Annotated in this window: 24 protein-coding genes; 12 read left to right on the plus strand and 12 right to left on the minus strand. The window is 61.4% G+C overall.

Translation table 11 applies throughout. The annotated features are described in order from the left end of the window. Positions 1 to 15: 15 nt before the first annotated feature. Complete coding sequence (locus AC1MDC_RS05860; protein WP_085697414.1) at positions 16 to 573, plus strand: cysteine hydrolase family protein; 558 nt, start codon at positions 16 to 18, stop codon at positions 571 to 573. A 159-nt stretch (positions 574 to 732) separates the two neighbouring features. On the opposite strand, the gene AC1MDC_RS05865 is transcribed toward AC1MDC_RS05860, so the two are convergent. Genes AC1MDC_RS05865 through AC1MDC_RS05880 form a run of 4 tightly spaced genes read right to left on the minus strand, consistent with a single transcriptional unit; the run spans position 733 to position 2,434 of the window. Further along, entirely contained in the window at positions 733 to 933 is a 201-nt protein-coding gene (locus tag AC1MDC_RS05865; RefSeq protein WP_085581598.1) for an SEC-C metal-binding domain-containing protein, read from the minus strand. 5 nt (positions 934 to 938) lie between these two features. Beyond that, complete coding sequence (locus AC1MDC_RS05870) at positions 939 to 1,424, minus strand: LEA/WHy family protein (RefSeq protein ID WP_085697415.1); 486 nt, start codon at positions 1,422 to 1,424, stop codon at positions 939 to 941. Between the two features lie 31 nt (positions 1,425 to 1,455). Further along, positions 1,456 to 1,932 carry a YchJ family protein gene (locus AC1MDC_RS05875; RefSeq protein WP_085697416.1) on the minus strand — a complete coding sequence of 159 codons (477 nt, stop codon included), beginning with the start codon at positions 1,930 to 1,932 and terminating at the stop codon, positions 1,456 to 1,458. A 4-nt stretch (positions 1,933 to 1,936) separates the two neighbouring features. Beyond that, the gene (locus AC1MDC_RS05880) at positions 1,937 to 2,434 is read right to left on the minus strand and encodes a DUF6231 family protein (RefSeq protein WP_480392658.1); all 498 of its coding nucleotides are present in this window, start codon (positions 2,432 to 2,434) and stop codon (positions 1,937 to 1,939) included. A 199-nt stretch (positions 2,435 to 2,633) separates the two neighbouring features. Between AC1MDC_RS05880 and AC1MDC_RS05885 the strand changes: the two genes are divergently transcribed. The 4 genes from AC1MDC_RS05885 (at position 2,634) to AC1MDC_RS05900 (ending at position 5,334) form a co-directional block, all read left to right on the plus strand. Next, positions 2,634 to 3,329 carry a PA1041 family peptidoglycan-binding anchor lipoprotein gene (locus AC1MDC_RS05885; RefSeq protein ID WP_011332779.1) on the plus strand — a complete coding sequence of 232 codons (696 nt, stop codon included), beginning with the start codon at positions 2,634 to 2,636 and terminating at the stop codon, positions 3,327 to 3,329. Between the two features lie 90 nt (positions 3,330 to 3,419). After that, positions 3,420 to 4,142 (plus strand): PA1041 family peptidoglycan-binding anchor lipoprotein, encoded by a 723-nt coding sequence (locus AC1MDC_RS05890; RefSeq protein WP_085697418.1) that lies wholly within the window; start codon positions 3,420 to 3,422, stop codon positions 4,140 to 4,142. 162 nt (positions 4,143 to 4,304) lie between these two features. Beyond that, on the plus strand, positions 4,305 to 4,583 hold the full coding sequence (locus AC1MDC_RS05895) for a DUF1145 domain-containing protein (RefSeq protein ID WP_085702637.1): 279 nt from the start codon (positions 4,305 to 4,307) through the stop codon (positions 4,581 to 4,583). Beyond that, positions 4,576 to 5,334, plus strand: coding sequence for a collagen-like protein (locus AC1MDC_RS05900; RefSeq protein WP_227234643.1), 759 nt, complete (start codon positions 4,576 to 4,578; stop codon positions 5,332 to 5,334). The genes AC1MDC_RS05895 and AC1MDC_RS05900 overlap by 8 nt, the downstream gene beginning before the upstream one ends. Before the next feature lie 136 nt (positions 5,335 to 5,470). On the opposite strand, the gene AC1MDC_RS05905 is transcribed toward AC1MDC_RS05900, so the two are convergent. After that, positions 5,471 to 5,935 (minus strand): CopD family protein, encoded by a 465-nt coding sequence (locus AC1MDC_RS05905; protein ID WP_480392659.1) that lies wholly within the window; start codon positions 5,933 to 5,935, stop codon positions 5,471 to 5,473. A 99-nt stretch (positions 5,936 to 6,034) separates the two neighbouring features. Between AC1MDC_RS05905 and dinG the strand changes: the two genes are divergently transcribed. From dinG to pdxH, 5 genes are all read left to right on the plus strand, one after another. Next, positions 6,035 to 8,179 (plus strand): ATP-dependent DNA helicase DinG, encoded by a 2,145-nt coding sequence (gene dinG / locus AC1MDC_RS05910; protein WP_007952008.1) that lies wholly within the window; start codon positions 6,035 to 6,037, stop codon positions 8,177 to 8,179. A gap of 95 nt (positions 8,180 to 8,274) precedes the next feature. Further along, positions 8,275 to 10,755, plus strand: a complete 2,481-nt coding sequence (locus AC1MDC_RS05915) for a beta-agarase (protein WP_480392660.1) — start codon at positions 8,275 to 8,277, stop codon at positions 10,753 to 10,755. A gap of 106 nt (positions 10,756 to 10,861) precedes the next feature. After that, complete coding sequence (locus tag AC1MDC_RS05920; protein WP_085702641.1) at positions 10,862 to 12,007, plus strand: serine hydrolase domain-containing protein; 1,146 nt, start codon at positions 10,862 to 10,864, stop codon at positions 12,005 to 12,007. A 113-nt stretch (positions 12,008 to 12,120) separates the two neighbouring features. Continuing rightward, complete coding sequence (locus AC1MDC_RS05925; RefSeq protein ID WP_085702642.1) at positions 12,121 to 13,224, plus strand: OmpA family protein; 1,104 nt, start codon at positions 12,121 to 12,123, stop codon at positions 13,222 to 13,224. A gap of 24 nt (positions 13,225 to 13,248) precedes the next feature. Next, on the plus strand, positions 13,249 to 13,896 hold the full coding sequence (pdxH, locus tag AC1MDC_RS05930) for a pyridoxamine 5'-phosphate oxidase (protein WP_085702643.1): 648 nt from the start codon (positions 13,249 to 13,251) through the stop codon (positions 13,894 to 13,896). A 5-nt stretch (positions 13,897 to 13,901) separates the two neighbouring features. Here the strand turns inward: pdxH and AC1MDC_RS05935 are convergent, their stop codons facing one another. Continuing rightward, positions 13,902 to 14,138 carry a hypothetical protein gene (locus AC1MDC_RS05935; RefSeq protein WP_039771369.1) on the minus strand — a complete coding sequence of 79 codons (237 nt, stop codon included), beginning with the start codon at positions 14,136 to 14,138 and terminating at the stop codon, positions 13,902 to 13,904. Positions 14,139 to 14,304: 166 nt separating this feature from the next. On the opposite strand from AC1MDC_RS05935, the gene AC1MDC_RS05940 reads away from it, so the two are divergent. Continuing rightward, positions 14,305 to 14,769 carry an outer membrane lipoprotein gene (locus AC1MDC_RS05940; RefSeq protein WP_007969461.1) on the plus strand — a complete coding sequence of 155 codons (465 nt, stop codon included), beginning with the start codon at positions 14,305 to 14,307 and terminating at the stop codon, positions 14,767 to 14,769. A 174-nt stretch (positions 14,770 to 14,943) separates the two neighbouring features. Here the strand turns inward: AC1MDC_RS05940 and AC1MDC_RS05945 are convergent, their stop codons facing one another. From AC1MDC_RS05945 to nhaA, 3 genes are all read right to left on the minus strand, one after another. Beyond that, positions 14,944 to 15,684, minus strand: a complete 741-nt coding sequence (locus AC1MDC_RS05945) for an ATPase (RefSeq protein ID WP_085697426.1) — start codon at positions 15,682 to 15,684, stop codon at positions 14,944 to 14,946. Then, positions 15,681 to 15,950: a hypothetical protein gene (locus AC1MDC_RS05950; RefSeq protein ID WP_085697427.1), complete on the minus strand. Its 270-nt coding sequence runs from the start codon at positions 15,948 to 15,950 to the stop codon at positions 15,681 to 15,683. The genes AC1MDC_RS05945 and AC1MDC_RS05950 overlap by 4 nt, the downstream gene beginning before the upstream one ends. Positions 15,951 to 16,149: 199 nt before the next feature. Then, positions 16,150 to 17,337, minus strand: a complete 1,188-nt coding sequence (nhaA, locus tag AC1MDC_RS05955) for a Na+/H+ antiporter NhaA (RefSeq protein ID WP_480392661.1) — start codon at positions 17,335 to 17,337, stop codon at positions 16,150 to 16,152. Positions 17,338 to 17,583: 246 nt separating this feature from the next. Between nhaA and AC1MDC_RS05960 the strand changes: the two genes are divergently transcribed. Further along, positions 17,584 to 18,678: a PLP-dependent cysteine synthase family protein gene (locus tag AC1MDC_RS05960; protein ID WP_480392662.1), complete on the plus strand. Its 1,095-nt coding sequence runs from the start codon at positions 17,584 to 17,586 to the stop codon at positions 18,676 to 18,678. A 65-nt stretch (positions 18,679 to 18,743) separates the two neighbouring features. Here the strand turns inward: AC1MDC_RS05960 and AC1MDC_RS05965 are convergent, their stop codons facing one another. The 3 genes from AC1MDC_RS05965 to AC1MDC_RS05975 all read right to left on the minus strand — a co-directional run bounded on the left by AC1MDC_RS05965 (position 18,744) and on the right by AC1MDC_RS05975 (position 21,765). Next, positions 18,744 to 20,357, minus strand: a complete 1,614-nt coding sequence (locus AC1MDC_RS05965) for an NAD(P)/FAD-dependent oxidoreductase (protein WP_480392663.1) — start codon at positions 20,355 to 20,357, stop codon at positions 18,744 to 18,746. 95 nt (positions 20,358 to 20,452) lie between these two features. Continuing rightward, on the minus strand, positions 20,453 to 21,106 hold the full coding sequence (locus AC1MDC_RS05970) for a COG3650 family protein (RefSeq protein WP_085702646.1): 654 nt from the start codon (positions 21,104 to 21,106) through the stop codon (positions 20,453 to 20,455). A 59-nt stretch (positions 21,107 to 21,165) separates the two neighbouring features. Then, positions 21,166 to 21,765, minus strand: coding sequence for a short chain dehydrogenase (locus AC1MDC_RS05975; RefSeq protein WP_085702647.1), 600 nt, complete (start codon positions 21,763 to 21,765; stop codon positions 21,166 to 21,168). Between the last annotated feature and the right edge of the window lie 75 nt (positions 21,766 to 21,840).

The following is a 21,840-nucleotide window of genomic DNA, read 5'->3' on the forward strand; positions in this document are numbered from 1 at the left end:
GTGAGAAAAATCGCCATGGAGCTCAAGGCCAACGCTGCACTTATCATCATCGACCAGCAAAAAGGCATTCTGGAACCGCGTCTGGGGCGGCGGAACAATCCGTCGGCCGAAGAGCGGATCCTCGATTTGCTGGGCTTCTGGCGGCGCAGCGGGCGGCCGGTGATTCATGTACAGCACCTGTCGCGCTCGCCGGAATCAGTGTTCTGGCCAGAGCAGTCAGGGGTGGAATTTCAGGACCGGTTCTTGCCGCAGGACGGCGAATGGCTGATCCGGAAACAGGTACCGGATGCGTTTTGTGCGACGGGGCTCGAGGCGAAGCTGCGTGAGGCGGGGATCGGGCAGTTGATCATTGTCGGCGTGGCGACGAACAACTCGGTGGAGTCCACGGCACGCACGGCGGGCAATCTGGGGTTCGAGGCGTGGGTGGCGGAGGATGCGTGCTTTACCTTCGACAAGGCTGACTATTTCGGCACGCTGCGTTCGGCGCAAGAGGTGCATGCCATGTCGCTGGGGAATCTGCACGGGGAGTATGCGACGGTGGTTGGCAGTGCGGAGATTCTTGCGGCCCGATAGGGCTTTGCTGAATGTGCCGCCGCCATCGCCGGCAAGTCGAATCGTCGCACCGCAGCTCCCACATTCGACCGAGTTGCTCCTGACGGAACGCGATCCCTGTGGGAGCGAGCTTGCTCGCGAAAGCGGTGTATCAGGCGAAGTCGGTCTTCGCCCGAAACATCAAGCGCCGTGGCACTTCTTGAACTTCTTGCCGTTGCCGCATGGGCAAGGGTCGTTGCGGCCAACGTCTTTCAGGGCATTGCGCACCGGTTCCTGGTGGGCGTGGCCGCAGTTCGGGCCGTGGACATGGCCATGGTCATGGTGGTGATGGTCATGATCGTGGTTGCAGTCAGGGCCATGGACATGAGGTTGCTGGGTCATCGGGGTCACTCCGTAATCAAATCGGCGGGGATTATCACGCCATTGCGCGCCAGGTGCACGTAGTGAGCGATGAATAAACCGGTTTCCATCTCGCCTTCCAGCCGATAGGGAATCTGCTGGTTCGGGTTTTTCAGCATTTTCACCACCTCTTTGACCTTCGGCCACAGGTTGGTACGGATCGGCACGTTGTAGAACGCGCTGCTTTTGGGGTTCACCGTGATCCAGTGTTCGTGCTCGCCTTCGGCCAGCAGCATGTCGGCCAGGTGTATGCGGTATTCCAGGCCGCGCACGGTCAGGTCGCTGTCGTTGGGGTTGTCGATGCGAAAGTGCAGGATGAATTTCTGTTCCAGCAACCTGGCGCGTACTACCTCGACTTTCACCAGGTGCACGGCGGGGTCGCGGGAGTCGTCGCTGAACCAGGACGCGCAGCCGCCGAGCCCCAGAAACACGAGCAGTGAAAGGACCTGAAATGTGCGCCAATGACCGAGCATGGTTTAACTCCCTTTGCGGCCCAGTCTAGCCTCAGCTGCCGAAATACCCCGCACAGCATTTCTTGAACTTCTGGCCGCTGGCGCACGGGCAGGCGTCGTTGCGGCCCAGCTTCAGTTGCACGGTCGGGTCGATGAAATACCAGCGCCCGCTGTTCTGCACGAACGACGAGCGTTCGCGGTGGCTGTGCTCGCCCTGACCGTCATGCCAGCGCGCAGTGAACGTGACGAATGCGTGTTCCGGCTGGCCGCCGAACACTTCCGAGCTTTCCACGTCCAGACCGAGCCAGGTGCTCTGGGCGCTCCAGTTGCTGATCGACTGGCGATCCAGCCCCGCTTGCTGGGCGGGCAGGGTGGTGGCCACCAGATAATCGACCAGACCCAGCACGTAGGCGCTGTAGCGCGAACGCATCAGGGCTTCGGCGCACGGGGCCGGGTGGCCGGCGTGATAAGGACCGCAGCAGGCATCCAGCAGGTTGCCGCTGCCGCAAGGGCAAATGGCTGTACTCATTGCATTACCACCAGTATTTCCCGAAGTTTTCCGGATTGGCCCAGAACCGCGAATTGAGCCAGTCGGGGACTTGTTTGTAGTCAAGCAGATCGTAGGTGAAGAGGGTCAGCACCTGTTCGTCCCGGGCGAAGCGTTCGCTGGCCTGCAGGGCCAGGGAATAAAAATCGGTCTCCTGCCAGCCGCTGGCCGGCAGATCCGCCAGCACCGCGATGCGGCTGGCGTTGAGGTTGCGGATCCCGCCCAAAAGATTGAGGCCGTCGCGCTTGGGCAAATGTTCCAGGCAATCTACCACCAGCGCCAGGTCGAAACGTTGGGCCGCCAGTTCGGCCGGCAACGCACCGGGCGCGGCGTGCGCGACGCAGGTCTGCGGGTGCGCCTGCTTAAAGGCAGCCAGCGCCGGGAATTCGCTGGCGCCGATCAGCAGCAGGCGTGCCGGGGCGTAGCGGTCGAGCAGGGTGGCCAACGCCTGCTGCGGGGTGCGGGAAGAAATGGCAACGTTCATCGAAGCTCCTCAATCAGAGCGCCAAGACTAGCCTGCCCGGACGCCAAGGCCTAGATCTCTGTCCTGCGGGTTTGCGGCAAATTCGCCGAAGTCCCGTGAACAGGCGCACAAACGGCAATGGCCTATTGCTGGCGGAGATTAAAACTCCGGTCTTTACTCCCTGAATCGGTTCTAAGCCGATCCCTCAGGAGAAAACTAGATGAGCATAGTTCGGACAGCATTACCCTTGGTTCTGCTAACCAGTGTGTTGACTGGTTGTGCAGGTTTGCAGAAAACCGACTGGCCGACCTGTGCGGCAGTCGGTGGTGTCGTCGGTGCGGGTCTCGGTGCGACCGAAAGCTCCGCATGGGCGGGGTATGGCGCGTTACTCGTCGGCGGTACGGCAGCAGCCTATTGCTGGGTTCACGGTGATGGCGATGAAGACGGCGATGGTGTGCCGGACAGTCGCGACAAGTGCCCGGGCACGCCTAAAGGCGTACAGGTCGATGCTGACGGCTGCCCTCCACCAGCCCCTGCGCCAGTGGTCGAAGAAGCTGTGGTGGTCAAGGAAGAAACCATTGTCATCCGCGATGTTCACTTCCAGTTCGACAAGGCCACGCTGACTCCGGCCGACAAACTGGTCCTGGATAAAGTCGCTTCGCGCCTGAAACAGGAATCCAGCACGGCGCAACTGACCGTGACCGGCCACACCGACAGCGTCGGCAGCGATGCCTACAACCAGAAACTGTCGGACCGCCGTGCGCACTCGGTGGTCAAGTACCTGGTCGAAAGCGGCGTACCGCAAAGCAGCTTCGTGTCGGTGACCGGTGCCGGTGAAAGCCAGCCGGTGGCAGACAACAAAACTGCCGACGGTCGCGCGCTGAACCGTCGTACCGAAATCAAAATCAACCGCTAGCCCCCCTCGCATCCGCGGCTTGTGCAGTCGCGGATGCGGGTCTTTACTCCTGTGTAACCGGTATGGGCCGGTGACACAGGAGCTTTAACGATGAGTGTTCTTACAAGGTCCGTCTTGCCGGTTCTGCTGCTGGGCAGCCTGTTGACCGGTTGCGCCACCCACAGCGATGGCACCGCTCCCCTCAATCAACGTACCTGGCCGATCTGCAGCCTTATTGGCGGACTGGTCGGCGGCGGTCTCGGCGCGCTCGAAAATAGCGGCTGGGCCGGCGGTGGCGCTGCGCTGGGGATCCTCACTGGCGGATTGATCTGTTACGCCCAGGATGGCGATGAAGACGACGACGGCGTATTCGATCGCCGCGACCGTTGCCCCGACACCCCGGCCAACACTCCGGTCGATCATCGTGGCTGTCCGTTGCCGCAATACCCGGTCACCGAGAAACCGGCCGAACCGGCCCCGCAAACCGAAGTCATCACCCTCAACGACGCCGGCAACGTGTTGTTCGATTTCGACAAGTCCGATTTGAAACCCGCTGCCAAAAGCCAGCTGGACACGTTGATGGACAAACTGCGCAATGCCGATGTGGTGAGCATCAAAGTCATCGGCCACACCGACAGCAAAGGTTCGGATGCTTATAACCAGGCGCTTTCGGAACGTCGAGCCAGCAGCGTGGCGGAATATTTGCTGAGCCAGGGCCTGGCGCCGAACAAACTCACCAGTGAAGGGCGCGGCGAAAGCGAACCGGTCGCCGACAACAATACTGATGAGGGGCGTGCGCAGAACCGTCGGGTGGAACTGCACATCAATCGTTAGATAACGTCTGTAGTCTGCAGGCTAGAGCTGTCGGTCGATGAATCTCGTCGAACCGGCAGCCATCCGGCGGCGGACCGGTTTTTTTCATTTTCCCCTCTGGCTTATCCCCTGCAGAAGCCGTTACTGTGCGCCCAAAGAATAATTCGCAACACGGGGGAGCGTATGAAGGTGTTCTGTGGGCTGGGGCGATTGTTGACCCTGCTGTTCTGCTGCGTGGTGCTGGCCAATCAGCTGGTGCCGTTTGTTCATCCGCTGCACCTGATGGTCAATCTGGCCGCCGGTCTGCTGCTGGCGATCCACCTACTCGAAGTGCTGTTGTGCAATCGCAGCCTCAAGGGTCGCTCTCACCCCTGGCGTGATCGTGGCCGCATCCTGTTGTTCGGCGTATTCCACCTGCAAACCATCCCGGCCCCGGCCGCTCCGGAGGCTTCCCATGCGTAAACTCTGCCTGCTCGCTGCATTCATCAGTCCCCTGGCCTGCGCCCAGGTGGTCAGCGTCGAAACCAACTCCCTCATGCGTCTGCCGAACACCGCCAGCACCTTGCAGCTGGAAAAACTGGTGGTCGCCGATTACGGCACCTTGCTGATTCCTTCGAACGTGACCGAACTGAATGTCGGTGAATTGCAGCTGGGCCACGAAGCACGCATCGCCATCGTGCCGAGCGAACAGGCGCTGGATATGAAAGTCATCCGCGCCGAACTCGCCGAAGGCAGCCAGATCACCGCCCGTGGCGCGCCGGGGACGTACGAAAAAGCCGCCCGCGCCGGGCGCAATCTGAATCTGCAATTCAAAGCGTTGAATGCGCCGAAACTGGTGGTCGATGCCCGTGGCGGTACCGGTGCGCCGGGTTTTGTCGGGCTCGATGGCGCCAACGGTCAGGAGCCGGGTTGCACCTGGGGTCAGGCAGGGCGCGGCTTTGATGGCAGCAACGGTAGCGACGGTCAGCCAGGGGCACCGGGCGCACTGGTGCGTCTTGAAGTGCCGCGGGAATTTCCGGCCGAGCTGATCAAGGTCGAAGTCGCCGGCGGTGCCGGTGGTCCGGCCGGTCCCGGGGGCAAGCCGGGTGCGGGTGGCAAGTCCAAGGGCTGTCTGGTCTATCGTGCCGATGGTGGCAAGAGCGGCAAACCGGGGGCCGACGGACAGCCGGGGCCTGCGGGTGCGGCGGGGGCTGTCACCGTACAGCGCCTGTAATAGATTGCTTGATCGTTCCCACGCTCTGCGTGGGAATGCCTCAAGGGACGCTCCGCGTCCAGTGACGCGGAGCGTCACGGGCTGCATTCCCACGCGGACGGTTCGACGCCTCGACGTGGGAACGATCAGCATCACTTCAGAACGACGGTCGCGCTGCGGCCACCGCCACCAGCACCATCCCGACCAGCAGATTGAACCCCACCACCTTGCGAATCCGCCCCAGCACTGCCGCACCGGCCGGCCAGTCTTTCGCCTGCACCGCCGTGCGCAGTTCCGGCAGCATCAATGCCTGAATGCGGATGAACAGCGCAGTCATCACCACATACAACCCCATCATCACTTGCACGTAACGCGGCGCGCTATCGAAGGCGATGTGTTGCAGATGCAACATGCCTACTCCGGTCACCGGCAGCAAAATCACCGCCCCCCACACCCAACGAAAAAAACCTTGAAACACTTCCACCCAGAGCGTCAGGCGCCCGGGACCGTCCAGCGCCTTCATCGCCGCAGGACGCAGCACCATCCAGGCGAAAAACATACCGCCGACCCACACCAGCGCGGCCAGTACATGGATGGGGTAAACGAGGCTAAAAGGTGTCATTGGGGTACTCCGTTCTGCGCGGGATCGATTCGCGGGGTATGATAGCCCCCCATTCGAACCACTGAAAATTTATCCAGCGTTTTTTGCGCCCGACACTCAATGATCAGCACTGAACTCAAAACCACGATCCAGGGCGCCTACTCGCGTTTTCTAGAGGCCAAGAGCCTCAAGCCGCGTTACGGCCAGCGCCTGATGATCGCTGAAGTCGCCAAGGTCCTCGGGGATATCGACACCGATGACGAAGGCCGGCGCAGTGGGGACCCCGCGATTGTCGCGGTGGAAGCCGGCACCGGCACCGGCAAGACCGTGGCCTACAGCCTGGCCGCGATCCCGACGGCGAAACTGGCCGGCAAACGCCTGGTGATCGCCACCGCCACCGTCGCCCTGCAAGAGCAGATCGTCTACAAGGACTTGCCCGACCTGATGCGCAACAGCGGGCTGAACTTCAGCTTCGCCCTGGCCAAGGGCCGTGGCCGCTACATGTGCCTGTCCAAGCTCGACATGCTGCTGCAGGAAGGCCATGCCCAGACCGCCACCGCCCAGTTGTTCGAAGAAGAAGGCTTCAAGATCGAGGTCGATGAGGCCAGCCAGAAGCTGTTCACCAGCATGATCGAGAAGCTCGCCGGCAATAAATGGGACGGCGACCGCGACAGCTGGCCCAACGCGCTGGAAGACGCCGATTGGGCGCGCCTGACCACCGATCACAGCCAGTGCACCAACCGGCATTGCCCGAACTTCGGCCAGTGCGCCTTCTACAAGGCCCGCGAAGGCATGGGCAAAGTCGACGTGATCGTCACCAACCACGACATGGTGCTGGCCGACCTGGCGCTGGGCGGCGGGGCGGTATTGCCCGATCCGCGCGACACCATTTATGTGTTCGACGAAGGCCATCACCTGCCGGACAAGGCCATCGGCCACTTCGCCCATTACACGCGCCTGCGTTCCACCGCCGACTGGCTGGAAACCACCGCCAAGAACCTCACCAAACTGCTGGCCCAGCACCCGCTGCCGGGTGACCTCGGCAAGCTGATCGAGCAGGTGCCGGAGCTGGCGCGGGAGATCAAGACCCAGCAGCAGTTCATGTTCACCGCCTGCGAACAGATTGCCGATTTCAAGCCCGGCGAAGACGTCGAGGGCCGCGAACGCCCGCGTCATCGCTTCATCGGCGGGGTGATTCCCGAACACATGCGCGAGATGGGCATCGAGCTGAAAAAAGGCTTCGCCCGCCTCAACGATCTGTTCACCCGCCTGACGGATCTGCTCAAGGAAGGCATGGACGGCGAGGTCAACATCGGCATCGCCAGCAATCAGGCCGAAGAATGGTATCCACTGTTCGGCAGCCTGTTGTCCCGTGCCTCCGGCAACTGGGAACTGTGGACCGCATTCACCGCCGAAGACCCGGAAGACAACCCGCCGATGGCCCGCTGGCTGACCCTGGCCGAAAGCGGTTCGCTGTTCGATATCGAGGTCAACGCCAGCCCGATCCTCGCCGCCGAAACCCTGCGCCGCAGTCTGTGGAACGTGGCCTACGGCTGCCTGGTGACTTCCGCGACCTTGACCGCGCTCGGCACGTTCGATCGCTTCCGCATGCGCGCCGGCCTGCCGAAAAAAGCCGTCACCGCCGTGGTGCCGAGCCCGTTCCATCATGCCGACGCCGGAGTGTTGCGGGTGCCGGACCTCAAGGCCGACCCGCGCGATGCCGCCGCCCACACCGCCGCGATCATCCGCGATCTGCCGGAACTGGTGGAAGGCTCTCGCGGCAGTCTGGTGTTGTTCTCGTCGCGCAAACAAATGCAGGACGTGTTCGACGGCCTTGACCGCGACTGGCGCAAGCAAGTGTTCATTCAGGGCAACCTGTCGAAGCAGGAAACCCTGAACAAGCACAAGGCGCGGGTCGATGGCGGCGATTCCAGCGTGCTGTTCGGTCTTGCCAGTTTCGCCGAGGGTGTGGACTTGCCAGGGGCCTACTGCGAGCACGTGGTGATCGCCAAGATCCCGTTCTCGGTGCCGGACGATCCGGTCGAAGCCGCGTTGTCTGAATGGATCGAAGCCCGGGGCGGCAATCCGTTCATGGAAATCTCGGTGCCCGACGCCTCGCTGAAGCTGGTTCAGGCCTGTGGTCGTCTGCTGCGCACCGAAGAAGACCGCGGCACCATCACTTTGCTGGATCGGCGACTGGTCACCCAGCGCTACGGCAAGGCGATCCTCAATGCGTTGCCTCCTTTCCGTCGTGAAATATCCTGAGACATCGGTGGGCAGTTTTGCCCGCCGCGCTGTCTATCTCTCTGTCATTGCTTTTCCATTGGCCCTTGTGGGTCGTTAGGGAGAATTCCGTTCTCATGATTCGTCGTTCGTTGCCTGCCATTTTTGCCCTGGTTTTCGCTGGCCCCTTGCTGGCGGCACCTGCCGGCCAGCAGACCCTGTTCAACTTTGTCCGCCCCGCCGATGTGGTGAAAGTGGCGACCGAAAACGCCGACCTGCCGCAAGCCAACGCCGAGCAGACCCCGGAAGGTGAAGTGCTGCGCCGGGTGACGTTCAATCCGACGGCCCGCCCGACCTTGCGTCTGTCCCCACAGACCGGTGCCTGGGACTGGTCGCAGTCCGGCATGATGAGCCTGCGCATCCAGAGTGCGATGAACTGGGCGGTGACCGTCTACGTACAAATCCAGAGTAACGACGGCAAGACCCTGGTCAGCCGCGTTGATCTGCCGGCCGGCCCGGCGCAGACCTTGCTGGTGCCATTGACCGCGACCTCGCCACTGAGCCAGGGCATGAAGGCCGGGCCAGCGATGCCGATGACGATTGACGGGCAGCGCATCCTGCTGGCGAGCAGCAGCGGTGAGCTGGATCGCAGCCAGGTGGTATCGGTCAGCCTGTCGATGGACCAGCCGAAAGCCGCGCAAAGTCTGTTGCTTGAGCGTTTTGGCGTGCAGGACGAAGGTGAGGTGATCAAATCCGCCTACGGCAATCTGGTGGATGCCTATGGCCAATCGACTCGCGGTAAGTGGCCGGAAAAAGTCGCCAACGACGAACAACTGAAATCCGCCGCCGCCAAAGAACAGCAACAACTGAAAACCTGGCTGGCCGAGCGCGAAAAGTCGTCGCTGGACAAGTTCGGTGGCTGGAATAAAGGCCCGGCGTTCAAGGCCAGCGGTTTCTTCCGCACCGAAAAGCGTGACGGTCGCTGGTATCTGGTGACGCCCGAGGGCCATCCGTTCTATTCCCTGGGCGTAAACACTGTCAGCCCCGAGGTCAACCAGACCTACGTGGCCGGTCGCGAATACATGTTCGAATCCCTGCCAAAACCTGAAGAGCCGCTGGCCAGCCACTTCGGCGAAGGTGACAACCGTGGCGGTAACGGTGTCGATCAGGGCCGTGGTTACAATTTCGGGCGCTGGTACGACTTCTACGGCGCCAACCTTCAACGTCTGTATGGCGAGCCCTGCATCCCGGACAGCGACAACAAGGCCGGAGTGGCCGAAGCCGCCAAGGCTGGTGCCGCAGAAGAGGCGGCAACCAACGCCAGTGCACCGGTAGCCGCCTCCGAACAGCCGAAAGCCGGGGTCGCCGAGTCGGCTGCCACCACCGGGCAAAGCGTAGCGACACCGTGCAACAACACGGTCGACGAGCAAAAGTGGGCCAGCCACACCCTTGATCGCCTGCAGGCCTGGGGCTTCAACACCGTCGGTAACTGGAGCGCCCCCGTCCTTGGTGACGCCGAGCGCATGCCGTACACCTTGCCGCTGTCAATCGTCGGCGACTACACCAGCATCAGCACCGGCACCGACTGGTGGGGCGGCATGCCTGACCCGTTTGATCCACGTTTCGCCATGGCCACCGAGCGCGCCGTGGCGATTGCCGCCCGCGATCATCGCGATGATCCGTGGCTGATCGGCTACTTCGCCGACAACGAACTGGCCTGGGCCGGCCCCGGAGATGATCCGAAATCTCGCTACGCGCTGGCCTACGGCACCTTGAAAATGACTACAGACGTGCCGGCCAAACGTGCGTTCCTCAAGCAGTTGCGCGACAAGTACCGCAACCAGGCGGGGCTGTCGAAGGCCTGGGGCATTGATCTGCCGGCGTGGGAATTGATGGAAGACCCGGGTTTCGAAGCGCCGCTGCCGAATCCGGAGCATCCGGAAATCGAGGCCGACTTCAAATACTTCCAGAAGGTTTTTGCCGACACCTACTTCAAGACCATTTCCGACTCGCTGAAATGGCACGCGCCGAACCAGTTGCTGCTCGGTGGCCGTTTTGCCACCAGCACCCCGGAAGCCGTGGCCTCCTGCGCCCAGTATTGCGACGTGCTGAGCTTCAACATGTACACCCTGCAACCGCAGGACGGCTATGACTTTGCCGCGCTGCGCAGCCTCGACAAACCGGTGCTGATCACCGAGTTCAACTTCGGCTCCACCGACCGTGGCCCGTTCTGGGGCGGCGTGACCCCATTGAGCAAGGAAGAAGATCGCGGTCCGGCCTACGCCAACTTCCTCAAGCAGGCGCTGAGCGAACCGTCGATTGTCGGCGTGCACTGGTTCCAGTATCTGGATCAACCGGTGACCGGCCGCCTGCTCGATGGCGAGAACGGTCACTTTGGTCTGGTTGGCGTCACTGATCTGCCGTTCCAGGGTTTTGTCGAAGCCGTGCGCAAGAGCAACCTGGCGACCGTCGATCAGTTGAACAAAGAGGCGCAAAAAGCGGCTGCCGCATCGGACAAGGCTGGCCACGAAGCCGAAGGCGGCCGCAAGGCTGACGCCGGCAAAGGCCCGGGGCAGGGCGCTGGCCACAGCGGCGGGCATTCCGGCAACGGTCACTGATCGTTACGAAACCTGAAGACCGCCCGGCCCGCAGCAGTTCCCAAAACCCTCACGGGCTGGAACAATGCGGGCCACTTTGTAGAGCGTTTTCGCGGGGGAGTTGCGGGTGCAGATTCAGGGACATTACGAGCTTCAATTCGAAGCGGTGCGCGAAGCCTTCGCCGCACTGTTCGACGATCCCCAGGAACGCGGCGCCGCATTGTGCATCCGGGTCGGCGGGGAAACCGTCCTTGACCTCTGGTCCGGTACCGCCGACAAGGACGGCGCCGAGGCCTGGCACAGCGACACCATCGCCAACCTGTTCTCCTGCACCAAGACCTTCACCGCCGTCACCGCGCTGCAACTGGTTGCCGAAGGCAAGTTGCAGCTCGATGCGCCAGTCGCCCGTTACTGGCCGGAATTCGCTGCCGCCGGCAAGCAATCCGTCACCCTGCGCCAATTGCTTTGCCATCAGGCCGGTCTGCCGGCCCTGCGCGAATTGCTGGCACCTGAAGCGCTGTACGACTGGCAAACCATGGTCAACGCCCTCGCGGCCGAAGCACCGTGGTGGACGCCGGGCACCGGTCATGGCTATGCCGCGATCACTTACGGCTGGCTGATCGGCGAATTGCTGCGGCGCGCCGACGGTCGCGGGCCGGGGGAATCGATTGTGGCGCGGGTCGCCAAACCGCTGGGGCTGGATTTCCATGTCGGTCTGGCCGACGAAGAATTCCATCGCGTGGCGCACATCGCCCGGGGCAAGGGCAACACCGGTGATGCGGCCGCCCAGCGCCTGCTGCAAGTGACCATGCGCGAGCCGACGGCCATGACCACACGAGCCTTCACCAATCCGCCTTCGGTGCTCACCAGCACCAACAAGCCGGAATGGCGGCGCATGCAGCAACCAGCGGCCAACGGCCACGGCAATGCCCGCAGTCTGGCAGGGTTCTACGCCGGTCTGCTCGACGGCAGCCTGCTGGAAAGCGAAATGCTCGACGAATTGACCCGCGAACACAGCCTCGGCGAGGACAAGACCTTGCTGACCCGCACCCGTTTCGGTCTCGGCTGCATGCTCGATCAACCCGACGTGCCGAATGCCACTTACGGCCTCGGCCCGCGTGCATTCGGGCATCCGGGTGCCGGCGGTTCCATCGGTTTTGCTGATCCGGAGCACGATGTGGCCTTTGGATTTGTGACAAATACACTGGGGCCGTACGTCTTGATGGATCCGCGCGCGCAGAAGCTGGCGCGGGTACTTGCCACTTGTCTGTAAAGCGTCGCCCGAGGTTCCAGGGCCGGAACCTCATGGCGATTTTCGTTTCAAAGCGTCTGTTTATCCGGGCGAAAGTCCTCTGATTGTTCACTAATTCTTTTTGTGGGTTTCCAATGTCGTCCAAACAAACTCTCGCCCTGGCCCTGTGTTTCGCAATCACCGGTTGTGCACAGACTCCGAAGAACGACGCCGATGGCGGCAGCTGGTGGCCGTTCGGTTCTTCCGACAAAGTCGCCGCCAAGGAGCCGGCTCCGGCACCTGCACCGTTGAAACCGGCTGCTGCCGCGCCGGTGGCCAAGGCCGAGAGCAGCAACCCCTGGTACTGGCCGTTTGGTTCGGACGACTCGGCGGACAAGGCTGAAGTGAAAGCTGAAGCCAAGCCCGAGGCAAAACCGGTCGAAGTCGCCAAGGCTGAGGCCGACAAGGGCGGCAAATGGTGGTGGCCGTTTGGCGGCAAGGAGCAGGACACGGCCAAAGTCGTGCCGATGCCCGATCCGAAAGTGACTCAGGCCTGGCTGGATGATTACGAGCCGCGCCTGCGCACCGCGATCAAGGACAGCAACCTGCAACTCGAGCGTCGTGAAAACGTACTGGTCGTAACCGCGCCGGTGGAAGGCTCGTTCAACCCGGATCGCCCGGCCATGCTGCTGCCAGTGACACTCGGCCCGTTCACCCGCGTGGCGAAAATCCTTGAAGCCGACCCGAAAACCGCCGTGCTGGTGCTCGGTCACAGTGACACCACCGGTGCCGCTCCGGCCAACATCAAGCTGAGCCAGGAACGTGCCCAGGCGGTGGCGGCGATCTTCCGTCTCAGCGGTCTGCAGCGTGATCGCCTGATGCTGCGCGGCATGGGTTCCGAAGCACCGCGCGCCGCCAACGACAGCGTTGAAGGCCGTGCCCTCAACCGTCGTGTCGAACTGCTGGTGACCCCGCAGAACACCATGGTTGCGTTGCTGAGCAAGTACAACATGCCAGCACCGAAGCCAGTGACCATGGTCGCCGCTCAGGACGTCAAGCCTGCCGCCAAACCGGTGACCCCGGCGCCGGCTGCGAAGAAAGCCGACGTACCGGCCACCAAAAAGGCCCCGGCCAAGAAAGCTGCTGCCAAGGCTCCAGCGAAGAAGGCCCCGGCCAAGGCTCCTGCGAAAAAGACCGCGCCCGCCAAAGCTGCCGCAACCGACAAGAAAGTCGCTGCGACCGATACCACCAAAAAGTGATCCGCTAACGAAAAGGAATGCGCCGTGACCCAGTCTCTGGCAGATATGCGTCGTGATTACACCCGGGACGGCCTGACCGAGGCGCAAGCCCCGGCCGAGCCCTTTGCGTTGTTTCACCAGTGGTTTGCCGAAGCGGTGAAAACCGAACAGGCGCCAGTGGAAGCCAACGCGATGACCCTGGCCACGGTGGATGCGGACGGCCGTCCGCATTGCCGCATTCTGCTGCTCAAGGGGCTGGACGAGCAGGGCTTCACCTTCTTCACCAACTACGAGAGTGCCAAGGGCCAGCATCTGGCCGCGAATCCGTTCGCGGCCATGACGTTCTTCTGGCCGACCCTGGAGCGCCAGGTGCGCATCGAAGGACGGGTGGTGAAGGTCTCGCCTGAAGAGTCCGACGCGTATTATCAGGTGCGACCGCTGGGCAGCCGACTGGGCGCCTGGGCTTCACCGCAGAGCCGGGTGATCAACGGCCGGGGTGAACTGGAAGACTTGCTCAAGGCGACCGAACAGCGCTTCACCGACACTCAGCCTCACTGCCCGGAACACTGGGGCGGTTACCGCTTGCTCCCCGAACGCATCGAGTTCTGGCAGGGCCGCGCGAGCCGTTTGCACGATCGCCTCAACTACCGTGTGCAGGGCGCCGAGTGGATTCTTGAACGTCTGGCACCCTGAGCAGTCTACCGAGCGGGATAACCTGCCGCAGCGGCCTCAAGCCACTTCGGCAGGTCCCGGCGCTTGATCTTCTGTGCCTGAGCCTGCTCCAGCCGTTCGAGCATGAACGCGCGTTTGCCTTCATCCTTGCCGGCCAGTGACAAGGCCAGATCGCGATCCATCCAGCGTTTGATCCGCACATACAGCCACCAGTGGAAGTACAGACCGGCGGCGGTGGTGACGACAATGATGAAGTAATCCATGGAAATCCTTGGGTCGACGGCGCAGGAAATGGAATTTGGCGCTACTGTTGGGTGAGTTCGCGGGTGCCTGTACCGGACCTGAATGAAAGCAACTTTATCCGGGCCACGTCGTGACAGGCGTCAAGCTGCGGAGTTTAATGAATACCTGTCCTTTGGAGTTGATGCTATGCGTAAGTCTGTTCTGCTGGTTGCTTCCTTTTCCACGATGGCGATGTTGCTGACCGGCTGCCAGTCGAGCCTGACCGGTGACTCCTACTCCCGTGACGAAGCGCGTCGCGTGCAGACGATTCGCATGGGCACCATCGAATCCCTGCGTCCGGTGAAAATCGAAGGCACCAAGACCCCGATCGGCGGCGCCGCCGGTGCAGTGGTCGGCGGTGTCGGCGGCAGCGCCATCGGCGGCGGTAAAGGCAGCATCGTTGCAGCCGTTATCGGTGCCGTGGCCGGCGGCCTGATCGGTTCGGCCACTGAAGAAGGCCTGACCCGCACTCAAGGTGTCGAAATCACCGTGCGCGAAGACGACGGCAGCATGCGCGCCTACGTGCAGCAGGTTCAGGAAAATGAAGTGTTCCGCGTCGGTGAGCGGGTACGGATTTCGACTGTCGGCGGGACCAGCCGCGTTTCGCACTAAGCGCAAACGAGCGGTAAAGGAAAACCCCGATCAGGTGACTGGTCGGGGTTTTTGTTTGGTGTTCAGCAGGGATCGCGATAGACGAATGCGATTTGGTAGGACGTATCTTTAAAGGCGTGGGGGATTTTCGACGTGAATAAGGGCCGACATTAAGAGAAGTCGAAGGCTTGTGATCTAGATCAGTTTATCGAGTACGAACTCTTTAAACCAAGGTGGCTGTACGTCTGATTTAATTTCAATCAGCTCCCCGTCCGTAATCTCTGCTACATGTGTCAGTCCTTCGCTACCTTCGTCGGAGTTATCAAAGATATAGGCTCTGTTCGAGGTGAGGATTGCGTCCGATAGAAGCGCCAGAGATCTCCAATAACGCTTTCGTATCTTTTCAGGAGGAACGTTGTGACCACCCTGCGATACGCGATAGGCAACCCTGGCAACATTGATTTCCGGGTCGGCTGTTGCAACGTAATAGACGTAAACCCTATACCCGGATCTCTGGGCTTCGTAGAGCAAATCGACCTTGTCTGAGGAGGACATTACAGTTTCGAACGTAAAACTGATTTTCTCTTTGATCAGAGAACGCCGTATGAAGTCGGAGAGAGCGGAGGCTACATATGAGTCGATTTGAGTATCCGAGAAGCTGAGCCTGTCACCTTCAATCGCAATCGAATCCAATTTTGCCAATGACTCCGGAGCTTTTTTCAGCAGGGCGTGGCTGCGGAAAAAGTCGAAAATGTCATTTTTGTGAGATTCGATGCGATAGGTGGTGAAATCAAAATATCCAGTGTCTTTGATTGCACGCTCTATATCATCCGGGTTTATGTAATTGCCTAATAGATGCGCAGGAACCAACCGATTAAAGGTGCTTTTTCCTGATCCATTTGGTCCGGCGAATATACGTATCCTCGGTGTGCTCAAGAAACGACCTGTTTAGACAGTTTGCTGATGTGCAGGCGAGTCCCGCTTTTCAGGTTTCCATAGGTGCCGATCGAACGCAGTGCGACTGAAGACTTTTCTGTCACTTCAAACAACTGACCATCTTTGGCGACAAGCACCGCAGCCCCATTGGCAAGTGCCATTTTGTAGGCGTTATTGAACGCTTTCAGGGCAATGTCCGGAATATAAGATTCCTGCACGGCGATCTGACTGTCCGTCATTGGGCGCTTTTCTGCTTTGCGTGACATGGAAAACTCCGAAAAAACGTTCTGGGGTAACGCTGCTGTCAACAGAAGATATAGCACACTTGAAAGGCTCAGGTTAAGCGCTGCGAGCAGCACCAACGGGACACTTACCAACGGTTTGCAGGGGGCTGGAGCCCAATCATGTGTGTGAATCTTTCATTGAATCCTGGGCCTTCCAGCGAGAGGCGCCGTATTGATCGTGTTAACTGCTTTGAGTGGATCTTTTTCTGCTCGCCGCCAACGTCACCGCATAACCGATCAATGCCGCGAACACCGAACCGGTGAGAATGCCCATCCGGTCCATCCCGGCGTATTCACTGGCACCCGGCACGAAGGCCAGCGAGCCGACAAACAGGCTCATGGTGAAGCCGATCCCGCAGAGGATCGCCACGCCCAGCACCTGACCCCAATTGGCGTTCTGGGGCAGGGCGGCGATGCCGGATTTGACGGCGAGCCAGGTCAGGCCGAACACGCCGATGGTCTTGCCCAGCAGCAGGCCGACGGCGATGCCCATCGGAACGTGGTGGGTGAAGCTTTCGGCGGTCACGCCGGTCAGCGACAGGCCGGCGTTGGCGAAGGCGAACAGCGGCAGGATGCCGTAGGCGACCCACGGGTGCAGCGCGTGTTCGAGGGTCAGCAGTGGCGAAGGCTCGGCATTCCTGGTGCGCAGCGGAATGCAGAAAGCCAGGGTCACACCCGCCAGCGTCGCGTGAACACCGCTCTTGAGCACGCAGACCCAGAGGATCAACCCGATGATCATGTACGGCCCGAGCTTGACCACCCCGAGCCGGTTCATCGCCACCAGCGCCGCGATGCACGCGGCAGCGAGGCCCAGCGACAGGGTCGAGAGCTCGCCGGAGTAGAAGATCGCAATGATCACGATGGCGCCGAGGTCGTCGATGATGGCCAATGTCATCAGGAACAGCTTCAGCGACACCGGCACGCGCTTGCCGAGCAAGGCCAGCACGCCGAGGGCGAAGGCAATGTCGGTGGCGGTCGGAATGGCCCAGCCGTCGAGGGCGGCCGGGTTGTCACGGTTGAGGAACCAGTAGATCAGCGCCGGCACCAGCATGCCGCCGATGGCCGCCGCGCCGGGCAGGACGATCTGCGACGGTTTCGACAACTGGCCGTCGAGCACTTCGCGCTTCACTTCCAGGCCGATCAGCAGGAAGAACAGCGCCATCAGGCCGTCGTTGATCCACAGCAGCAGGGGCTTGGCGATCTTCAACGCGCCGATCTGCGCCACCACCGGAGTGTCGAGCAGGCCGCTGTACAACCACGACAGCGGCGAGTTGTTGATGATTAGAGCCAGGATGGCCGCGGCGATCAGTAACAGACCGCTGGCAGCTTCCAACTGAAAGAAACGCGTGAAAGTGCTACGCAGAGGCAAGGTCGCTCTCCATCGATAAAGTCAAAAGGTGGCACACCCTAACTCGTACTGTTAGTTGTTAAAACAAAAGTTATATTCTTTTTTGTTATATATGGTTACAAGGCGTATGCCAGACCTGCAGCAGAGCCTAGCAGTTGCCAAAGGTATTGAAGCTCAGCTGTATCTGTCAGTGCTGTAGGTTTTTTCCTAAGCTTGGGGGCTGAGCCTGTGAAGGCACTTTTGCCCGATTCAATGAGAACGACAGCCATGAGCGACAACCGACAGTGGGCCCGCGAAGCCATCCGGATCATCGAAGCGGACTTCCAGCGCAGCGCCGACACTCACCTGATCCCCTTGCCGCTGCCGGGGTTTACGGGCATCGAGTTGTACTTCAAGGATGAATCCAGCCACCCGACCGGTAGCCTCAAGCATCGGCTGGCCCGTTCGCTGTTTCTCTACGCCTTGTGTAACGGCTGGCTGAAACCCGGCGCGCCGGTGATCGAGGCGTCCAGCGGTTCGACGGCGATTTCCGAAGCGTACTTCGCGCGGATGCTCGGCCTGCCGTTCATTGCGGTGATGCCGGCGACCACGTCCAGGGAAAAGATCGCGCAGATTGCGTTCTACGGTGGCCAGAGTCATCTGGTGCAAGACCCGACGCAGATCTACGCCGAGTCCGAACGCCTGGCCCGCGAGCACGACGGTCATTTCATCGACCAGTTCACCTACGCCGAGCGCGCCACGGACTGGCGGGCGAACAACAACATCGCCGAGTCGATCTTCCAGCAGATGCGCTACGAGCAACACCCGTGCCCCACCTGGTTGATTTCCAGCCCGGGCACTGGCGGCACCACCGCGACCCTCGGCCGTTACGTGCGTTATCGCCAGCACTGCACCCGTGTGCTCTGCGCCGATGCCGAGCGTTCGGTGTTCTTCGACTACTACCAGACCGGCGACGCGAGTTTGCGGCTGGATCACGGTTCGCGGATCGAAGGCATCGGCCGGCCACGGGTGGAGGCGTCGTTCCTGCCGAAGGTGATCGACGCGATGGTCAAGGTGCCGGACGCCTTGTCGCTGGCGGCCATGCATTACCTGGCGCAGCGTCTGGGCCGGCATGTGGGCGGGTCGAGCGGGACCAACCTGATCGGTGCGTTGATGGCGGCGCAGCAGATGAAAGCGGCGGGGGAGTCGGGGTCGATCGTGGCGATCCTGTGCGATGGCGGCGAGCGCTACGCGGACACCTATTACGATCAGGCGTGGCTCAAGGCGCAGGGTTATGAGCTGGAGGGATTGATAGCGGTCGTGGCGGCGAGTGCCGAACGGGGTGAGGCGCTGCCGGCCAGCGTATTACGCGCCAATATCTGACGCCGAATACCTCTGTGGGAGCAAGCTCGCTCCCACAGGGGTTGTGTCACTTCAAAGCTTGTTTATCAGGCTTCGAGGCCCAGGATGTCTCGTGCCACGGCTTCCGCAATCCGAATCCCGTCCACACCCGCCGACAGAATCCCGCCCGCATAACCCGCGCCTTCGCCGGCCGGGAACAGACCTTTGACGTTCATGCTCTGCAGCGCCTCGTTACGCGTGATGCGCAGCGGTGACGAGGTGCGGGTCTCGATTCCCGTCAGCACCGCATCGTGCAGCGAATAACCGCGAATCTGTTTCTCGAACGCCGGCAATGCTTCACGAATGGCTTCGATGGCAAATTCCGGCAGCGCCAGGGCCAGATCGCCCAGAGCGACGCCCGGTTTGTATGACGGTTCGACTTCGCCCAACTCGGTCGAAGGAATGCCATTGATGAAGTCGCCGACCAATTGCGCCGGCGCCTTGTAGTCGCTGCCGCCGAGGACGAAAGCGTGGGATTCCAGACGTTCCTGCAACTCGATCCCGGCCAGCGGGCCGCCCGGATAGTCGACTTCCGGGGTGATGCCGACAACGATGCCGGAGTTGGCGTTACGCTCGTTACGCGAGTACTGGCTCATGCCGTTGGTGACTACGCGGTTCGGCTCGGAAGTCGCCGCCACCACTGTGCCGCCCGGGCACATGCAGAAGCTGTAGACCGAACGGCCGTTTTTGGCGTGGTGCACCAGTTTGTAGTCGGCAGCGCCGAGTTTCGGGTGACCGGCGTACTTGCCGAGGCGCGCGCGGTCGATCAGCGATTGCGGGTGCTCGATGCGGAAACCCACCGAGAACGGCTTGGCTTCCATGAACACACCACGGCTGTGGAGCATGCGGAAAGTGTCGCGGGCACTGTGGCCCAGCGCCAGAATCACGTGTTTCGAATGCAGGATCTCGCCGCTGGCCAGTTCGACGCCGACCAGTTGGCCGTCCTCGATCAGCACGTCGGTGACACGCTCCTGGAAGCGTACTTCACCGCCCAGAGAGCGGATTTCTTCACGCATGGTCTCGACCATGCCGGTCAGACGGAACGTACCGATGTGCGGCTTACTGACGTAAAGAATTTCTTCCGGCGCGCCGGCCTTAACGAATTCATGCAGAACCTTGCGGCCGAGGAATTTCGGATCCTTGATCTGGCTGTACAGCTTGCCGTCGGAGAACGTGCCCGCGCCGCCTTCGCCGAACTGCACGTTGGACTCGGGGTTGAGCACGCTTTTACGCCACAGGCCCCAGGTGTCCTTGGTGCGCTGGCGCACTTCGGTGCCGCGCTCGAGGATGATCGGCTTGAAGCCCATCTGCGCCAGCAACAGGCCGGCGAAGATCCCGCACGGGCCGAACCCGACCACGATCGGGCGCTGGCTCAGGTCGCTTGGCGCCTGGCCGACGAATTTGTAGCTGACATCCGGCGCCATGTTGACGTTACGGTCGTCGGCGAACTTGCCCAGCACTTTGGCCTCGTCGCGCACTTCGAGGTCGATGGTGTAGATGAAGCACAGTTCGGAGGACTTTTTGCGCGCATCGTAGCTGCGCTTGAACAAGGTGAAATCGAGCAGGTCATCGTTGGCGATGCCCAGGCGTTGCACGATGGCAGCGCGCAGGTCTTCGTCGGGATGGTCGATCGGCAGCTTGAGTTCGGTGATTCGTAACATGACAGGATCCGGTTCGCGGGGCGCACAACTGCGCCAGGGCGTTTGAAGGCGGCGATTATAAGCCGCAACGGCCGGATCCCGTGAGGGTAAAACGATCAGTCGTTACGTGAACCGCCGAAATACCCGCAACCGCGCTGTACCTTGCCGTCGATACGCAACTCGGCGCTCATGTGCTGCACGCTGCCGGTGTTGCTGTCGACGCAGCGCTGCGGCGCTACCCACAACTCGATGCGCTGGTTGTTGGCTTCGCTGCTGAGGTTGAAACGACCGTCGCCCAGTTGCTCTTCGACGTAGGGCACGGCGAGTGGTGGCTGGCCTTCGCGGTCGAGGACCAGGCCCTTGCCGCTGACCTTGACGTTCCATTCCGGGCCATGGCCGGAGGCGCGCAGGATCAGCTGTTTGAAGTTGGGGTCGTCACAGGCAGTGCCGGAACGTTCGACGCGATAGAGCTGCGTCAGGTCGAGGCGGTCGCCGGCGATCTTTCCGCGCACGTCGGCGAACAACTTGCCCTGTTGATCGGCCAGGGTGGCGGCCTCTTGCAGGATGCTGGTGCCGCCGATGTCATTGACCACGTACTGGCGCTGCTCGCCGCACGCCTGGAACACCAGTTTGCCGTCGGCAGCGGTCAGTTGTCCCTGCATCCGCGTCTGGCCGACGTGGGAGGCACTTTCCCGCGCACCATCGAACAACTGGCACGCGGCAAACAACGGGAGCAGGGCAACAACGATCAGGGAACGGGCAACACGCATCTTTGGCTCTCCAGACAAGTGTCGCCACGTTACGCAGGCTGACCGTTCATCACAAGGGTTTAGCCCACGTGAAATGTCTGACCTGTCTGCAAGCCTTCGACACTTTTGGCGTAGGCCAATGCCACATCCGCCGCAGGAACCGGCTTGTAGCCACGGAAGTACGGGGCGTAACTGCCCATGGCTTCCACCAGCACGGTCGGGCTGATCGAGTTGACGCGCAGACCGCGTGGCAGCTCGATGGCCGCTGCGCGGACGAAACTGTCGAGCGCGCCGTTGACCAGTGCCGCCGACGCGCCGCTGCGGATCGGATCGTGGCTGAGCACGCCGGTGGTGAAGGTGAAGGATGCGCCGTCGTTGGCGAATTCGCGGCCGATCAACAGCAGATTGACCTGGCCCATCAACTTGTCTTTCAGGCCGAGGGCGAAGCTGTCTTCGGTCATTTCACCCAGCGGGGCGAAGGTTACGTTGCCGGCGGCACACACCAGCGCGTCGAACTTGCCGGTCTGTTCGAACAATTTGCGAATCGATGCGCTGTCGCTGATATCCACCTGGAAATCGCCGCTGTTGCGGCCGATACGAATGACTTCATGACGCTGCGACAGCTCTTTGTCCACCGCCGAACCGATGGTGCCGCCGGCGCCGATCAACAGAATTTTCATCGTGATTGCCTCAAGTGATTGAACGAGGTTTCAGTCTAGAGTGGTTTTTTCTGCGGATAAGCGCACTAATGAGCA

The organism is Pseudomonas sp. 1, assembly GCF_056626735.1.

Excerpts from the sequence above, each read along its gene's own strand:
- AC1MDC_RS05885 (WP_011332779.1), top strand. The coding sequence starts at position 2,634 with ATGAGCATAGTTCGGACAGCATTACCCTTGGTTCTGCTAACCAGTGTG.
- AC1MDC_RS05890 (WP_085697418.1), top strand. The coding sequence starts at position 3,420 with ATGAGTGTTCTTACAAGGTCCGTCTTGCCGGTTCTGCTGCTGGGCAGC.
- AC1MDC_RS05875 (WP_085697416.1), bottom strand. The coding sequence starts at position 1,932 with ATGAGTACAGCCATTTGCCCTTGCGGCAGCGGCAACCTGCTGGATGCC.
- AC1MDC_RS05970 (WP_085702646.1), bottom strand. The coding sequence starts at position 21,106 with ATGCGTGTTGCCCGTTCCCTGATCGTTGTTGCCCTGCTCCCGTTGTTT.
- AC1MDC_RS05975 (WP_085702647.1), bottom strand. The coding sequence starts at position 21,765 with ATGAAAATTCTGTTGATCGGCGCCGGCGGCACCATCGGTTCGGCGGTG.
- AC1MDC_RS05940 (WP_007969461.1), top strand. The coding sequence starts at position 14,305 with ATGCGTAAGTCTGTTCTGCTGGTTGCTTCCTTTTCCACGATGGCGATG.
- dinG (WP_007952008.1), top strand. The coding sequence starts at position 6,035 with ATGATCAGCACTGAACTCAAAACCACGATCCAGGGCGCCTACTCGCGT.
- AC1MDC_RS05895 (WP_085702637.1), top strand. The coding sequence starts at position 4,305 with ATGAAGGTGTTCTGTGGGCTGGGGCGATTGTTGACCCTGCTGTTCTGC.
- AC1MDC_RS05915 (WP_480392660.1), top strand. The coding sequence starts at position 8,275 with ATGATTCGTCGTTCGTTGCCTGCCATTTTTGCCCTGGTTTTCGCTGGC.
- AC1MDC_RS05935 (WP_039771369.1), bottom strand. The coding sequence starts at position 14,138 with ATGGATTACTTCATCATTGTCGTCACCACCGCCGCCGGTCTGTACTTC.
- AC1MDC_RS05860 (WP_085697414.1), top strand. The coding sequence starts at position 16 with ATGGAGCTCAAGGCCAACGCTGCACTTATCATCATCGACCAGCAAAAA.
- AC1MDC_RS05960 (WP_480392662.1), top strand. The coding sequence starts at position 17,584 with ATGAGCGACAACCGACAGTGGGCCCGCGAAGCCATCCGGATCATCGAA.
- AC1MDC_RS05925 (WP_085702642.1), top strand. The coding sequence starts at position 12,121 with ATGTCGTCCAAACAAACTCTCGCCCTGGCCCTGTGTTTCGCAATCACC.
- AC1MDC_RS05880 (WP_480392658.1), bottom strand. The coding sequence starts at position 2,434 with ATGAACGTTGCCATTTCTTCCCGCACCCCGCAGCAGGCGTTGGCCACC.
- AC1MDC_RS05950 (WP_085697427.1), bottom strand. The coding sequence starts at position 15,950 with ATGTCACGCAAAGCAGAAAAGCGCCCAATGACGGACAGTCAGATCGCC.
- AC1MDC_RS05965 (WP_480392663.1), bottom strand. The coding sequence starts at position 20,357 with ATGTTACGAATCACCGAACTCAAGCTGCCGATCGACCATCCCGACGAA.
- AC1MDC_RS05865 (WP_085581598.1), bottom strand. The coding sequence starts at position 933 with ATGACCCAGCAACCTCATGTCCATGGCCCTGACTGCAACCACGATCAT.
- AC1MDC_RS05900 (WP_227234643.1), top strand. The coding sequence starts at position 4,576 with ATGCGTAAACTCTGCCTGCTCGCTGCATTCATCAGTCCCCTGGCCTGC.
- AC1MDC_RS05870 (WP_085697415.1), bottom strand. The coding sequence starts at position 1,424 with ATGCTCGGTCATTGGCGCACATTTCAGGTCCTTTCACTGCTCGTGTTT.
- AC1MDC_RS05905 (WP_480392659.1), bottom strand. The coding sequence starts at position 5,935 with ATGACACCTTTTAGCCTCGTTTACCCCATCCATGTACTGGCCGCGCTG.